The sequence below is a fragment of the Clostridium sp. HMP27 genome, assembly GCF_000765165.1.
GTDB lineage: Bacteria > Bacillota > Clostridia > Clostridiales > Clostridiaceae > Clostridium_AK.
Window position 1 is genome coordinate 46,411 of sequence record NZ_JMFY01000002.1, and the last position, 13,440, is coordinate 59,850.

Genomic DNA, 13,440 nt, shown 5'->3' on the forward strand with positions numbered 1-13,440 from the left:
GAGCATTAGAGGAGGCATATATTATGAAAATTGACAAGTATGGTTGGCAGTTCAGTCTTGATGTGCAGAAAACTCAATTAATGTATAGGCATAGGTTAAAGTCAATAATTGATGCTCATAAGCAATTTCCTGAATTAGTGAATTTCTTAAATGAATTGGGAATAGATATTGAAAAACCAGATAGATATCATCCAGGTTTCTCTGATGTTATATATACATTTATAGGAAGTGCAAAATCAGAAACTAATTATGAGATTGATATGTACGGAAAAGAACAATTTATATCTGTTGTAGTATATGATAAAAATGGTTCAGTAATGCTAGAAGTGTTTGGAATGAAATGACTTTAAGCAAAACTAATTAACATTCTTCTCATATGACGAAGTACTAACAGTTTATATGAACAACAAGAAAACGTATATTATGTAGATTATATGGCTTATATAGAATATATAGACAAATAGCTGAGGTAAGAGGATTATGATCAATTACACACTAGATATTATTGGAGGTAATTATGGATAAATGTTTAAATCAAGAAAAATAAAGTTATTGTATAGACTCTTCTTCACCAGATAATAAATGGATTACTATTTTCGAAGATGATGGAGAAACTGGATATATGTATTTATGTAGTTGTGAAGAAAATGGAGAATTTGATGAAATAGTTGAACATCAATGGATTTATAATCAAATTAATCCTTCAATATGGGAATGTAAAGAAGTATTTATTATATGGTCAGATAATTCAGAAAGAACTGCTTTAATTGTAGATGGTGAATGCTGGGGAATTTTTGATTTATTCAGTAAAAGAAAATTAAATGCTCCAAGGGAAGAAAATCTAATCGTTTCAATAGAAAGGCAAGTTTGGGACAAGGGTATTGGGCAAAATGAAGGGGAACCACTAAGATTAAATAATGGTTAAGAGGTAAATCATAATTTCACGATATTTAAACAGTTATAAAAAGCTACGAACTTAGGAGGTTCAAATCTGTGAAGTATTTTACTAATGAATTATGGTCAAAGCTAAATAGTGATTCACAAAAGGAACGTGATGAAGCAGACTCCGAATGGGATAGAAATTACGAAGTATACTCTGAAATATTTCAATCAGTTAAAATTAGATTTTCTCAGAAGTTTTTAAAGATATATTTGAAGAATCACGGCTTTCATGATTTTCACATAAAGAATATAGTGTTAACACACAAGGAGTATGGAGTTAAAAATCCTATATCAATAGATATATATATTACAAATAGTGTGGATACGTTTAAAATAACTTATAAACATATTAAGCAGTTTAATGTGAATTATAAAGAAGCTGAGGGCTGGGGGGATAGAAGAGGATTTGATGATTGGGCTTATGATGAGTTTTTGCCAATAGATGAACAGACTTTATCCCATGAAATACTTTTTGCTTCTGGTTTGACTATATTAATATGTTTTAAGAATGGTAATATATTTGTTACTAAAACAAAAGAGGATTAGCGAGTAAGCTTATTATTTTACAGTGAAAGAATAAAATATTAGGGTATGACATTAAATGTAAGGAAGGGAGCTAATAATGGATAACAATATCAATTGGCTAGAGCCATGGGAAGATCTTTGCACAAATCCAAGTTATTTTGAAAAAGAATTTTACAATGAGGTAGGAGAACAGCATGTTTTATATGGGAAAAGGGTTGTTGCAATAGGAAGACGGTACGATTGTGATGAAGTTTTATTTCAGGTACATGATTCAAAATTTGGTTTTGCCGTAGTGCATTTAACTTACTCTAAGGGTAGAGAAGATGATCCTAAATATCCAAAAACAAAGGTATATAAAGATTTAAACGATTGGATTAGCAAATGTATGATTTCAGACCATTTGGAATATATGACTAATGAGGAAGAATAGTTAGATAGTAATACGCAATGGTAAAAATATTACGAAACAGAAATGGTCAATTAAGGTTGCGGGGTGATGCTAGTGGAAAAATTGATAACGCCATTAGGTTTAGTGGGAATATATAAAGATGATTGCAAGGTAAAATATAGTGCAATAAAATTAAACAATGATTCAGTTTTATTTCCCGATATTAATGGTAGATATAAAATAATAATTGAATATGAAAGTGATAATCTACCACACTGTATTTGTTGTGTCATTGAGGATATAGATTGTATCAAAACCAACTATTATCCTGAATCTGGGGAAAGATTAGAATGCCAAGCATTTTATCAAGATAAGGTAAAACTATCAATAGGAATAGAATGTGATACTGGTTATTTTGATACAGGAGAAAGAATTGGTAACTATGATTATGACAGTACCTATTTAGATAATGGGATAGGATACAATATATTATCAACTACTAAATCTCATATACTCGTTTTTGGTATAGCTTGGATTAATGAATGTACTGATGAGAATGATGTACAAACATGGTATGGTGCAGACCCTACCATTATGTAATTTATAATTAATATAGTAAGACATGATAATTGTCAACATTCCTATATGATACAGCAATTATCTAATATTGTAGCCTAATAGAACACAACTTATATTCATATTAAAGGAGATTGAATTATGATAGGGAAAATTAAAGAATACTTTCTAAATGCTCATTAAAGGAATTTAGCATCAAATTGATGTGCTGATTTTATATCATTTGAGTACAATATAAAGCTTTTATAAGAGGGTGGAGTTTATGTGTCAATTAAATTTATATATGGTGCCTAAAAGTGTACCAAAAGAAGAGGTAATAAGCATTTTTGAAAAACATAATTTATATATTATTAAAGATAGCTACTACAAATTTAATGATCTTGCGAGAAACTATGAATTTTATTCTGCTAACAGTGGTTGTGATTGTAGTAGCATTATTTCAAGGCTTCGAGAAGAAAATGTTAGTAATTTTAATGCGTATAAAATAAGAAAGAAAAACGAAGAGATTGAGAAATTAAACAAAATGAAAAGATTAAAGACTTCTAAAGAGTATGACATAAAAGTAAAAGAATTTGAAAATCAAGAGACAAGCTATGGGATGTACTAGAAAGTTTTAGTAAACATATAGATGATTATGAAACTGAAGAACAAGAAAAGATATTTAAATCAAATTTGAAGCAAGAAGAACAAATCAAAATGATTCATGAAATTCTTTATCCTAAAGTAAATGAGATGTATAAAACACTAGAGAATAACAAGGAATATCAGAATGCCTTAAAGGAATATCAAAATTATCTAATTAAAAATACTGATTTAAATTATTCTATTTATTATGATATAAAAGAAAAAGAAAAAACAGTATATGAATATGATTTTAGTGATTTTTATGAGCAATTCAGCAATTTAAAAGATGCATTTATAGATGTGTTAAAATTGGCGAAAGAAATATATATTTATCCATTCTGGCAGGACGAAGATCTGCTAGAAATTAAGGATGAAAGACAAGTGATGATTGAAAATTTGAATATTGAAGATTTGATTTTTCTTCCCTATAAAAACCTTTTACAAATAGAAGCTATTAGTAAATAGTATTGTTCTTAAATTGTGCTGCAAGGATAAATTATAACGAACAAAAAGGGGAATAGACTTATGATAAAAAAGTTTTACTTATCTGGTAATGAAATAAAAAGGATTATAGATTCAGATGAGGGATGTATTGCAACTGATAGAATTACAGTAGATGGTTGTAAGGTTGGGTTTATGTATAGAGAAGAACCATATCAAAATGGCAATCCTGATAGTGGTTGGAGGTTTATGGCTGGTGATGAGGATGATGATTATATGAATAATCCTGACAACCATGGTATTTATCAAATCAACACTATATGTAATTATGACCCTGATATAATTCCGTTTCTTGATTCAGCAGCAGGAACTGCATTTATTCGTAATGAAAGTGGTAAATTTGCACTTGATGAGGAGTGGGAATCACCTGAAGATTAATAAATCTTTGTTTCGAAATATTAATATATTGTTGAACAACAGTAATTTATTGTATCTTTGAAATGAGATTATTTACAGTATCTTTATAAGTAAATGGAGTGATAATTACAGTATGGATTGGATAGAAATAAAAACCGAGGATGATATTAAAAATTTATTAAATACATTTGGGTGGTTTCATGATGGGTGTTTAAGAGAGATTCATCTATGGAATAGCTATCATGTTTCTGAAGATTTAGGAATGGGTTGTGGAGATTACTCAATAAATGCCAAAGTATTATTTCAAAGACAATTTGAAAATCCTTCAGCAATTGAGGTTTACTTTAGAGAAATCCAAAGAATGAACATTGTTTCTACATCTTCGGATTATTGGTATAGTATTTTCGGAGTAACACTTGAGTACAAGGATGGGATATATTATTGGGCGGATGAAGAAGATTGGAATATTGATAATCCTAATAATGATAATACTATGTGGATTTCTGCAAAGGGGATAAAATGGCGTGATAGAAGTGAATTTATAGGGGAGAAATTAAGGTACGGTAAAAGAGTTGGTAGGTAGGTTTAAAGGCGCATATTTCTTTATAAGTAGTTTTGAAATAAATGAAAAATGTTAGTGTTAATACGTAATCTTGTTATAAAATCTATTAATCATAAGTGTATGATTTTTAAGTAATGGTAAAATTTTACGGATTGAAATAATTTCTGAGATGATTGGAGGATAAATATTGAAACATAAAAAAGATAGTGAACTTTATTTGAAAATGTATCCTGAATTATTAAAGTGGATAAATGAGTGTCCTATATGCCATAGCAAAGGACATAAACCTGAAATGCCTGAACACATTGGAGAAGAATATTCTATTGCTGCATATAATATTCGAAAATATTTTAAACCACTTGAAGTAGATGAAGATGGTCTTTGTTTACAATGTTCAAAAGTTTACAATCAAAAAAGATGGAGGGATTAAGTATATTTAGTTCGCTATCTTCTTATAAAACGAACAAGAAACATAAATTTGTGCGAGGTGTGCTGAGTGAGCGAAGATAAGGTTGATTTTGTAACATATACAAATAAGCATAGTTGTATTGTAAAGGGTGGCATAGAAGCAATAAATAAAGTTTTAAATGGTACAGGTGAAGCAGAGAAAAGAAGTTTATTATTTTGTTTAGATAAATATCTCGACCCTTATTATGGATATAATTTACCTTATTTTGATGATATTATTATGCTTCTTCAAGATCATTTGTTTTTGACTAATATTAAGGAAGTTAAAGAGGATATTCTCCAATTGTTAGGAGACTATGCAACTAAATCATTAGATTATTTAGCTACAAGGATAGACGAGTTGGAGTCAGAACCTGAATTACTTGAGTATGCCTTATATGCATTAGGCAATACTTGTAATCATAAGTATATACCAATTTTTATTAGATATGAAAACCATCATAATCCTATTATAAGAAGTGCTATAAAAGACATTCTGATTGATTTATCCAATAAAATTAATAAATGGTAATTCACTCAATATTTTTTCAGGTGCCAACTCTTAAAGAGATATAGATTTATTAATTACAGCAATGTCCAAACTTTAAATGTGAGAGGGTTAAAATGGATTTATGATTTAATAATGCTTTCACTTTTTACATACCTGTTTTCGTATAAAATACATAGATGATATAAAAATAAGAAAAATAATTAGGAATTTAATAAAGTGGAGGATTTGCAGATGATTATTCAATGGATACCGTTGTTAATTACTATATGCTTCTTGGCATTTTCATATTATAAACGATATTCCCTTAAGACAAGACTATTATATTTAGGTGCACTTTTCATAGTATCATTAATTTTGGTGCTTCCCATATTTGGATTTTCAATTATGACACTTTGGGGAGCATTTTTAATTGAAAGGATATGGATCTTATTGACGGCTGTATTATTTATTGAAACGGCAATAAGCAAGAAAAGTAGAATGCTAAGAATTATCTTAGGAGTTATTTCCTTTGTTATATACCTTTATCTCCGTACTTTTATTTAAAAGTTAAGTAACAGTAATTAGAGACGAATTAAGAAAAGTCAAAATGACTTTTAAAAAATATGTATATTTTCAACACTATTTTAAAATATAGCTTTGTATTATATCAATATACTTTTATTTTAGAATTTTTAAAGGAAGGACAACAAATGAAAATATTAAAAGTGATAGGCATTGGTATCCTTTATTTTATAGGAACAATTATATTTGCAACAATATTGGCACTTGGAACAATATTTACTTACTTTCCATTACAGATATTTTTGTTTGGTAGAGGAGACTATTTACTTTTCATATCCAATAATTCGAATATGATACCTGTTTTTATGATAATGACTTTAATCATATATGCAGTAATTAAAATAAAAGAAAAGTTATTCAAAAGGAAAGAAGTACAGGTAGAGCTAATAGAAGAAGCTGAACCTGTAGATACTGACACACTTAGTAGAAAAGAGCAGACTATTATTAGTCTGCTAAATAAGCTTATAGCATTTGATAATATTATTTCAAAGATATTCAAAGTAATAAAAGTTTGCTACATACCAGTTTTATTGATAGCCTTATACTACGGAATGACTAGTTATGCAATTTTGTACAGTGACAGCATAAAGTTAAGCTCACCAATAAAACCAGCTGATACAATTTATAAATACAGTGATATAAAAAGAGTTGATGTTGGGGTAGAAAAAGAAAATAGAAGTTCCTACTCTCCATACTATACTGTAACATTTTCTGATAAAAAGTCAGTAAATCTTTTTGGAGGAAGTATGCATGAGGATAAGGATAGAGGCTTTGAGTATATATTGATTGACTTAGACAAGAAGTTAAAAACACAAGGGATTAATAAAACTGTAAACAAAACAAACTTTGATAACTATGCTAAAGGCCTGGATAAGAGCTTCATAAGCAGAGTAAATCAGTTATTTAATAATAAATAGATACTTTATGTGGCAATTTTCTTATATTGTTTAATAACAGTAATTTAATGTGAATCAAATTACTTTGGATAAAAAGGAGGAGAACATATGGACATTACCTTCTATAACAATGACAGTACTGTTTTTAATTATAGAACATGTGGGGTTATATCTGACGGCAAAAGAATATTATTGCATAGAAAAGAAGATGATGATTTTTGGGCGCTTGTTGGTGGTAGAGTACAAATGCTAGAGCCATCAGATTGTTCAATAAAACGAGAAATCAAAGAAGAATTAGGCGAGGTTATTGAGATAAATAGACTACTATGGATGGTAGAAAATTTCTTTAGATATGGAGACAAACAGTATCATGAGATTTCAACGATATATCTTGTGAATCTTGATAAGGAATCATGGTTATTGAATCAGAATCATTCCTTTAATGGGATAGAAGATAAGAAGCTAATATATAAATGGTTTAGTTTTGATGAATTAAACAGCTTAGATATAAGACCAAGTTTCTTAAAGGAAAAGCTAATATCATTACCAAATAACCCAAGCCACATAATAAATAAGGATTAATAAGCAATATCTTAGATTCTTCAAGACTTATATTAAAGATGTTGAGTAAGTCCTATGCAGGGAACTTTTGAAAATGTGTGAGAGGAAGAAGAAATGAAAAGAAAAAAGAAAGTTAAAATGATAAACAAAATGCATGTGATTCATCAAAGGGCGGATAGCGGTAAATTATTTATTATGAAGAATTGTAAATAGGTGTGAACTTATTAATTAAAATCCGACTCTTTTAAAAAGTAATAATAAGTGCAAGTGTTAAAATAGAGGAGTGGTGGAGTATGGCATTAGGTATTGCCCTTGCAATATCTGCAATTATGGGCATAATCTATGGAATAATTAATAAAAATAAACCTTTAGGAATAGCCTCAGTAATTATATTGATTATGATTATTGCTATATGGGTGTATTTTTATAACAATCCTTATTAAGGTTTACGTTTTTCACATACCAAACTGTAATTGAAGCATTTATAAAGGATATGGAGGATGATTTAGTGATAGAACAAATTAAGGAGAGTATAGGGTTTGATTTGGCCATTCAATAAATATTGTCCTCAGTTGAGGGCATGATAGGACTTGGTATTTTTGTTATATTCGTATTTATATTTGGATACTTATGTTGCTTACAAGACAATAATGTTGATTTCTTGGATCATTTGTTAAATTGGGAGAGTATTATTTTTATACCCATTGCCGTTGCATGTTATAGAATAAATTATGTTAGAATGAAAAATTGGCTTACAAATGAATATGACTTCTCATCATTGTATCTAATAGGATTACTAATCTTAATTCCTTCATATAAGCTCGGATGGATTTATTATAAGAAAAAGTTTATTAATACTTATCGTTGTCCAGGGCATTTTCAGGCAAAATTTATTGGTGGACATGCAATGATTTGTATTTTTATCCCCATTTTTGGTTTGATTGTATTAATTATGACAGTATCTCATTTGAATTTCAGATAAATTATTATAATTTTTCGATGCAAGAGCAATTTATTTTGCCAAACTTTATATAAAAGGAGCATTTGATTTGAAAGAAAATATGAAATGGGAATTTTCTGATGTAAAAAATACAGCTGTTTTTACGACAAGGCAGGTTGTTAATGAAGGTATGCCAATACTCTATGTTTACCACGATGAAGAGGATGGTGCTTGGCAGTTCCACTATGGTAATAATGTTTCTGTGGAAGATGCTATGATTGTATCATTAGGAATGATAGTTAATTTGGATGATACTTTAAATCAATTATTTGACCTTCCTTTAGGATGGGTTGCTACAAGAAAAAGTATTAATGATTCCTGGGAGAAAAAAGAAAATAAATATGAGTAGAAAATTTAAAGATGATTTTGGATGGCATAATCAAAAGTTTTTTGTTTTAATTCAGGCCTTGGTTTATGGCGATATGTAATATTTAAAGATATAAATATTACTACTAGCGTTAAATGATTAATGTATTTATAAATTATTTTATTATCTGCGTTATCTTAAGTTACTGCGCAGCATATTAGTTTGCTTTAGGAGATATAAATATGACTAAAAAAACATTACAAGAACTAGTCTATGAAAGTGAGAAAATATGGGAACTTTTGCAATCTTGGTTTAAGGCGAGTCCTGTTAATTATGAAATTCTTGATACTTCTAAAGAAGAATCTGAAAAGACTCTTTATAATTTACAAGTAACAACTAAATCAACATTAGGAGCAATAGCCTATAAAACAGGTGGCATTTTGATAGACTATGGCTGGCTAAAAATACTTGGGGCAGGAAATGAAAAAATTTTCGGCGATTTGCTTTATTGGAATTGCATGAAAAGCTCATATATCATTAGAACTGTCAGAAATTCAATGATTGTAGCTTATGACATTATTGGAGGATTTTTTTCTATAAATGGCGGAGCATTTGAAGGTGAAATAGGTAATATCTTTTACTTGGCTCCTGATACTTTGGAGTGGGAAGACATGACGATGGGATATACTGACTTTATCAGATGGATTTTAGATAATAATCTAAAAACATTCTATGAAGGTTTAAGATGGGATGACTGGGCAAAAGATGTTACAAAAATTCCTTGCGATAAGGGCTTAAGCTTCTATCCTCCTTTATGGTCAGAACAGGGTTCTATTTCTTTGAGTAGTAGAAGAATAGTGCCTATAAGAGAACAATGGGAGTTAAATCTTGAATTTATAGAAAAGTTTAAATAAACTATTTCAAAAATGGTTCAATAAGTTCTAATACACAATCTTCTTATACTAAGATGTAAGAATACATTTGATGAAACCAGTATAATGCAAGATTTGAGAGGTGATAAATTTGAGGAAATACTCTATTGCTACAGGAAACCCCCATGAGCAGCTAATTATTAGTAATATTAGAGTTTCCTACGATGATTTCAATAACGGAAATCCCTATAATACATCTTTTAGTGTTAAAGTAATTTCTGGAGATTTTGCAGGTACTGCTGAATTTGAATATAACATTAAAGATTTTATTTCTTTTATTAAGGAAATAAGAGAGTTATATAATTTTAAATTAAATAAAGTTGAATTATATGATATTGGTTATGGCTCTAACATACAATTTTATTTAGATAAAACAGGTCATATAAAAATATTAGGAACAATATATGGAGATTCAATGGAGTATAGTTTAACTTTTACATTTCCAACAGACCAAACTGCAATTGAAGCATTTTCTACTTCTCTTTATAAGGATTTTATTACTGAGAATACATATAAATTATAACCTTACTTCTTAGTTCATAACTGAGAAGCTGAAAAATGCTGTAAAACAAATGGAGGAATATTTCGAGGTAATCTAAAATAATTCTTATAGAATAAATAAAATAGTTAAACATAAAATGGTGATTTATATGAAGAAAAATAAGAACTTAAAACATTCAAATAAAATAATTAGAATAATATATCCAAAACAATATACAAGTTACGCAATTTTAAGCTTACTTATAATCGCATTTTGTACATACCTAGGATACTTAAGTGGCAGTGGGAATTTAACAGATAATTTAAGTATAAGTGAGGTCTTTTATAGTATTGTTATATACTTATCTTTGATTTTAATTTCTCTCTATTTTATTACTACAATCACATTTCTTTTTCTGAAACGAATTAAACTAGAAGTCAAGGAAAAGGAAATTCAAATTAATAAAGTTTTTATTAAACGTAAAATTTTAATAACAGATATTGATTCAATACGCATAGGTCGAGTTTCTTTAGAATATCCCTTATCTTATGTAATCATCAAGCGTAGGAAATATTGCAATAAGTATAGTAGTAAATATTTAATATTTCCAGTATCATGGTTTTCTCTTTCAGATTTAAGATATGTTTTAGAATTTGCAAAAGAACGTAATAAAAAAATAGAGTTTACTGGGGTTTACAATTTAAATTAACTTTAAGGAGCCAATATAATTTACAATCTTTATATCTTGAAATATAGAAAGTAAGATATGATTTATAAATACTGAAGGAGCTCATAAAGTTTAAACTATTTACTAAAGAAGAAAGTAGGCAAAATATGTGGGATAATATAAAAAAGTGTATGTATATTGTATTTATAATATGGACTGTAATGGTATTATTTATCGTTTATAAGAATATAGAATTTCCTTTTATTCTTCAATTCCTAGTGGGATATGTAATATGTCTGCTATTGGTAGGATTATATTTTATAGTTACTGCATTTTTAAATATCAGAAAATCCAAATGGAGTACAATAAAAAAGGTGTTTATAAAATTTATTATTGGATCATTTACTTTATGGTTTTTAAATATTTTATTTATTTACTTAATTAAAGGTGAATTAAGAATAACGGATAGGATTGTCAATTCCATAATTCTTTCTTTTTTATTCACTTTTGGAGAATTAGGAGTTGAAAAAAATAGCGATTAACAAAATGCGATAATTGATTCATGATATTAAAATTTTGATATGTAACAGCAATTTATTTTACCGCACTTTATATAAAAGAAGCATCTGATAGAAGGGAGTAGGTTAATATTAGCACTAACAGATTAAGTTACGTATTGTATATAATTGCTTCATTGTTGGTATTTATCCCTATAGCCATAGTCTTTGTTACAGAAACTGGTTTCAATTCCTTTGTTAGCAAAATAATTATTAGCACAGCACTTATTCTTATCATACTAGGAAAAATATTAACTGTAATTAAAAAGGGTAAAAAAGATAGCAGTATTCCAAAGGATATCGGAATTATTATAGGGCTTTTGATTGTATTAATATCAAAGGTTTTAAGATAAATATATTTATAAATTATTTTAGTATCTTTTTTACAAGCAGCAGAAATGTTGTATCAACTAAAGCACTTTGGAAGTTAAGCACTAAATATAGTGAGAAATTCAGATGAGTTATTAACTATAAGTAGTTTACATTTTTTAATGATAAACAATTGTAATATATGACGAAGCAAGTTAGATGATTAATCGTGCATTATTATAGTGATTTTATTGGAGGTTTAAGTAGAATGGAGATGAGTAAATTTATACTTCATGGAGATATATTATCTTTACAAGCTAGAATTGATGGAACAGATTATAGATTTGGTGTAAAGTGGAAAGCCCCTCAAAAGCCTTATGATGAAACTTGGGAACTAAAATCATATTGTAATATTTTAACTGGCGAAAAGAATTTAACTGAAGAACAAATTAGAACATTTATGGACACTATTAATGCAAAATGGAATTGGAATATATCAGATTTTGAAAAATGATTTGTCTTAATGACTATATTAAAACAGTATTCAACTTTGTTGATAAAGTAGAGGAGTTTTATAAGAAGAGCGAAGCAAAGAATATTCCAGCCGATGACTTTGACCGAGATAGATATATCAAGTTTTGGAAAGAATGGAATAATCGAAGGAACTTTCAATGAGATTTGAGAACATATTTGTATGCACAAAATAGTAGAATATGAATAATAAATCATGCTTTCTTAATAGAGTGATGTTTGGTTGAGGGGATGAGAATGGATTTGGTGGATAAATTAGAATTAAGAAATGTCCGTGTTGAGACTTTGGACAATATAGGGAAACACTTGCATAAACAATGGGAAAAGAAGTTTGCAGGTGATTTGAATAATTCCCAAAAGCATAAGATATACTTAGATCAATATCTATGGCATATATTTAGTTATGAAAAGGTTCAACACCTATGCGGAAAAGACGCTATAGATGCGTTTAATAACATTAAGAAAGAGGAATGCTATGCGTTCTATGAAAATGATGACAAAGCTCTGAAGTTAGCGAATTCAAAGGATATTAAGGCTGAAGATTTTAATAGTGAACATGATATTTATATAGTTGATAATAACATGTCTTGGACATTTGTTCACACACATGAAGATTATTGCGGGCCATATTTTTGCAGAATAAATAATTAAATAAGTGGTTGAGAACTGCTAACTTGGTGTTTGGACTAGACGTGCTAATTTTATATATGATATAGTATGATTTATAAAAGATATAATTGAAAAAGAGGTATAAATTATGATAAGACCAATTATAAAAGATATATTGTTTTTAGGACAAAAATCAGAAGATGCAACTAAAAATGATATAGTAGTAATTGATGATTTAATAGATACATTAAGAGCAAACCTTGAGAATTGTGTTGGATTGGCTGGTAATATGATTGGAGTAAAAAAGCGTATATTAGTATTTGCTGTAGGAAACCTTATTGTGCCTATGATAAATCCAGTTATATTAAATAAAGAAAAGATTTATGAAACTGAAGAGAGTTGTTTATCTTTAATTGGCTTTAGAAAAACAAAGAGATATGAAAAGATAGAAGTGGAGTATCTTGATAGAAATTTTAAGAAGCAAAGGCAAGTGTTTACTGGATTTACAGCACAAATAATTCAACATGAAATGGATCATTTTGAAGGTATAATAATCTAATTGAATAATTAAAATATGAAGTAATTATTAACCTAGA

Annotated in this window: 22 protein-coding genes; all 22 read left to right on the forward strand. The window is 28.4% G+C overall.

The genetic code is table 11. The features are described from left to right. The first annotated feature begins 23 nt into the window (after positions 1 to 23). The 22 genes from DP68_RS01520 to DP68_RS01635 all read left to right on the forward strand — a co-directional run bounded on the left by DP68_RS01520 (position 24) and on the right by DP68_RS01635 (position 13,403). A complete protein-coding gene (locus tag DP68_RS01520) occupies positions 24 to 344 on the forward strand; it encodes a hypothetical protein (protein WP_035305099.1) in 321 nt (106 codons plus the stop codon). Positions 345 to 556: 212 nt separating this feature from the next. Continuing rightward, positions 557 to 925 (forward strand): DUF2251 domain-containing protein, encoded by a 369-nt coding sequence (locus DP68_RS01525; RefSeq protein WP_291546934.1) that lies wholly within the window; start codon positions 557 to 559, stop codon positions 923 to 925. Positions 926 to 993: 68 nt separating this feature from the next. Then, on the forward strand, positions 994 to 1,488 hold the full coding sequence (locus DP68_RS01530) for a hypothetical protein (RefSeq protein ID WP_035305101.1): 495 nt from the start codon (positions 994 to 996) through the stop codon (positions 1,486 to 1,488). 76 nt (positions 1,489 to 1,564) lie between these two features. Next, positions 1,565 to 1,897 carry a hypothetical protein gene (locus DP68_RS01535; RefSeq protein WP_035305104.1) on the forward strand — a complete coding sequence of 111 codons (333 nt, stop codon included), beginning with the start codon at positions 1,565 to 1,567 and terminating at the stop codon, positions 1,895 to 1,897. Between the two features lie 72 nt (positions 1,898 to 1,969). Further along, on the forward strand, positions 1,970 to 2,455 hold the full coding sequence (locus DP68_RS01540) for a hypothetical protein (RefSeq protein ID WP_291546847.1): 486 nt from the start codon (positions 1,970 to 1,972) through the stop codon (positions 2,453 to 2,455). A 238-nt stretch (positions 2,456 to 2,693) separates the two neighbouring features. Then, the gene (locus DP68_RS01545) at positions 2,694 to 3,038 is read left to right on the forward strand and encodes a hypothetical protein (RefSeq protein WP_035305109.1); all 345 of its coding nucleotides are present in this window, start codon (positions 2,694 to 2,696) and stop codon (positions 3,036 to 3,038) included. Between the two features lie 89 nt (positions 3,039 to 3,127). Beyond that, positions 3,128 to 3,520, forward strand: a complete 393-nt coding sequence (locus DP68_RS01550) for a hypothetical protein (protein ID WP_035305113.1) — start codon at positions 3,128 to 3,130, stop codon at positions 3,518 to 3,520. 60 nt (positions 3,521 to 3,580) lie between these two features. After that, positions 3,581 to 3,934: a DUF2185 domain-containing protein gene (locus DP68_RS01555; RefSeq protein ID WP_035305122.1), complete on the forward strand. Its 354-nt coding sequence runs from the start codon at positions 3,581 to 3,583 to the stop codon at positions 3,932 to 3,934. A 112-nt stretch (positions 3,935 to 4,046) separates the two neighbouring features. Then, positions 4,047 to 4,496, forward strand: coding sequence for a hypothetical protein (locus tag DP68_RS01560; protein WP_035305125.1), 450 nt, complete (start codon positions 4,047 to 4,049; stop codon positions 4,494 to 4,496). Between the two features lie 166 nt (positions 4,497 to 4,662). Further along, entirely contained in the window at positions 4,663 to 4,905 is a 243-nt protein-coding gene (locus DP68_RS01565) for a hypothetical protein (RefSeq protein ID WP_035305128.1), read from the forward strand. 66 nt (positions 4,906 to 4,971) lie between these two features. Beyond that, positions 4,972 to 5,454, forward strand: coding sequence for a hypothetical protein (locus DP68_RS18780; RefSeq protein ID WP_052085588.1), 483 nt, complete (start codon positions 4,972 to 4,974; stop codon positions 5,452 to 5,454). Between the two features lie 210 nt (positions 5,455 to 5,664). After that, positions 5,665 to 5,976 (forward strand): hypothetical protein, encoded by a 312-nt coding sequence (locus DP68_RS01575; protein ID WP_035305130.1) that lies wholly within the window; start codon positions 5,665 to 5,667, stop codon positions 5,974 to 5,976. A gap of 146 nt (positions 5,977 to 6,122) precedes the next feature. Further along, positions 6,123 to 6,911, forward strand: coding sequence for a hypothetical protein (locus tag DP68_RS01580; RefSeq protein ID WP_035305133.1), 789 nt, complete (start codon positions 6,123 to 6,125; stop codon positions 6,909 to 6,911). A gap of 87 nt (positions 6,912 to 6,998) precedes the next feature. Continuing rightward, on the forward strand, positions 6,999 to 7,472 hold the full coding sequence (locus DP68_RS01585; protein ID WP_035305137.1) for an NUDIX hydrolase: 474 nt from the start codon (positions 6,999 to 7,001) through the stop codon (positions 7,470 to 7,472). Between the two features lie 272 nt (positions 7,473 to 7,744). Then, positions 7,745 to 7,894, forward strand: coding sequence for a hypothetical protein (locus DP68_RS19415; RefSeq protein ID WP_291546851.1), 150 nt, complete (start codon positions 7,745 to 7,747; stop codon positions 7,892 to 7,894). A gap of 606 nt (positions 7,895 to 8,500) precedes the next feature. Beyond that, the gene (locus DP68_RS01595; RefSeq protein WP_291546853.1) at positions 8,501 to 8,800 is read left to right on the forward strand and encodes a hypothetical protein; all 300 of its coding nucleotides are present in this window, start codon (positions 8,501 to 8,503) and stop codon (positions 8,798 to 8,800) included. 200 nt (positions 8,801 to 9,000) lie between these two features. Continuing rightward, the gene (locus DP68_RS01600) at positions 9,001 to 9,672 is read left to right on the forward strand and encodes a DUF2625 family protein (RefSeq protein WP_035305142.1); all 672 of its coding nucleotides are present in this window, start codon (positions 9,001 to 9,003) and stop codon (positions 9,670 to 9,672) included. 109 nt (positions 9,673 to 9,781) lie between these two features. Next, a complete protein-coding gene (locus DP68_RS01605; protein ID WP_035305145.1) occupies positions 9,782 to 10,213 on the forward strand; it encodes a hypothetical protein in 432 nt (143 codons plus the stop codon). A 127-nt stretch (positions 10,214 to 10,340) separates the two neighbouring features. After that, on the forward strand, positions 10,341 to 10,880 hold the full coding sequence (locus DP68_RS01610) for a hypothetical protein (RefSeq protein ID WP_035305148.1): 540 nt from the start codon (positions 10,341 to 10,343) through the stop codon (positions 10,878 to 10,880). Between the two features lie 1,092 nt (positions 10,881 to 11,972). Further along, a complete protein-coding gene (locus DP68_RS01625) occupies positions 11,973 to 12,218 on the forward strand; it encodes a hypothetical protein (protein WP_035305155.1) in 246 nt (81 codons plus the stop codon). Between the two features lie 254 nt (positions 12,219 to 12,472). Beyond that, positions 12,473 to 12,886 carry a DUF4275 family protein gene (locus DP68_RS01630; RefSeq protein ID WP_035305157.1) on the forward strand — a complete coding sequence of 138 codons (414 nt, stop codon included), beginning with the start codon at positions 12,473 to 12,475 and terminating at the stop codon, positions 12,884 to 12,886. A 106-nt stretch (positions 12,887 to 12,992) separates the two neighbouring features. Further along, entirely contained in the window at positions 12,993 to 13,403 is a 411-nt protein-coding gene (locus tag DP68_RS01635; RefSeq protein ID WP_035305159.1) for a peptide deformylase, read from the forward strand. The last annotated feature ends 37 nt before the right edge of the window (positions 13,404 to 13,440 follow it).

What these genes read in the sequence shown, in the direction of transcription:
- DP68_RS01520 (WP_035305099.1), top strand. Translation starts at nt 24, where the DNA reads ATGAAAATTGACAAGTATGGTTGGCAGTTCAGTCTTGATGTGCAGAAA.
- DP68_RS01535 (WP_035305104.1), top strand. Translation starts at nt 1,565, where the DNA reads ATGGATAACAATATCAATTGGCTAGAGCCATGGGAAGATCTTTGCACA.
- DP68_RS01545 (WP_035305109.1), top strand. Translation starts at nt 2,694, where the DNA reads ATGTGTCAATTAAATTTATATATGGTGCCTAAAAGTGTACCAAAAGAA.
- DP68_RS01550 (WP_035305113.1), top strand. Translation starts at nt 3,128, where the DNA reads ATGATTCATGAAATTCTTTATCCTAAAGTAAATGAGATGTATAAAACA.
- DP68_RS01555 (WP_035305122.1), top strand. Translation starts at nt 3,581, where the DNA reads ATGATAAAAAAGTTTTACTTATCTGGTAATGAAATAAAAAGGATTATA.
- DP68_RS01560 (WP_035305125.1), top strand. Translation starts at nt 4,047, where the DNA reads ATGGATTGGATAGAAATAAAAACCGAGGATGATATTAAAAATTTATTA.
- DP68_RS01575 (WP_035305130.1), top strand. Translation starts at nt 5,665, where the DNA reads ATGATTATTCAATGGATACCGTTGTTAATTACTATATGCTTCTTGGCA.
- DP68_RS01580 (WP_035305133.1), top strand. Translation starts at nt 6,123, where the DNA reads ATGAAAATATTAAAAGTGATAGGCATTGGTATCCTTTATTTTATAGGA.
- DP68_RS01585 (WP_035305137.1), top strand. Translation starts at nt 6,999, where the DNA reads ATGGACATTACCTTCTATAACAATGACAGTACTGTTTTTAATTATAGA.
- DP68_RS19415 (WP_291546851.1), top strand. Translation starts at nt 7,745, where the DNA reads ATGGCATTAGGTATTGCCCTTGCAATATCTGCAATTATGGGCATAATC.
- DP68_RS01600 (WP_035305142.1), top strand. Translation starts at nt 9,001, where the DNA reads ATGACTAAAAAAACATTACAAGAACTAGTCTATGAAAGTGAGAAAATA.
- DP68_RS01610 (WP_035305148.1), top strand. Translation starts at nt 10,341, where the DNA reads ATGAAGAAAAATAAGAACTTAAAACATTCAAATAAAATAATTAGAATA.
- DP68_RS01625 (WP_035305155.1), top strand. Translation starts at nt 11,973, where the DNA reads ATGGAGATGAGTAAATTTATACTTCATGGAGATATATTATCTTTACAA.
- DP68_RS01630 (WP_035305157.1), top strand. Translation starts at nt 12,473, where the DNA reads ATGGATTTGGTGGATAAATTAGAATTAAGAAATGTCCGTGTTGAGACT.
- DP68_RS01635 (WP_035305159.1), top strand. Translation starts at nt 12,993, where the DNA reads ATGATAAGACCAATTATAAAAGATATATTGTTTTTAGGACAAAAATCA.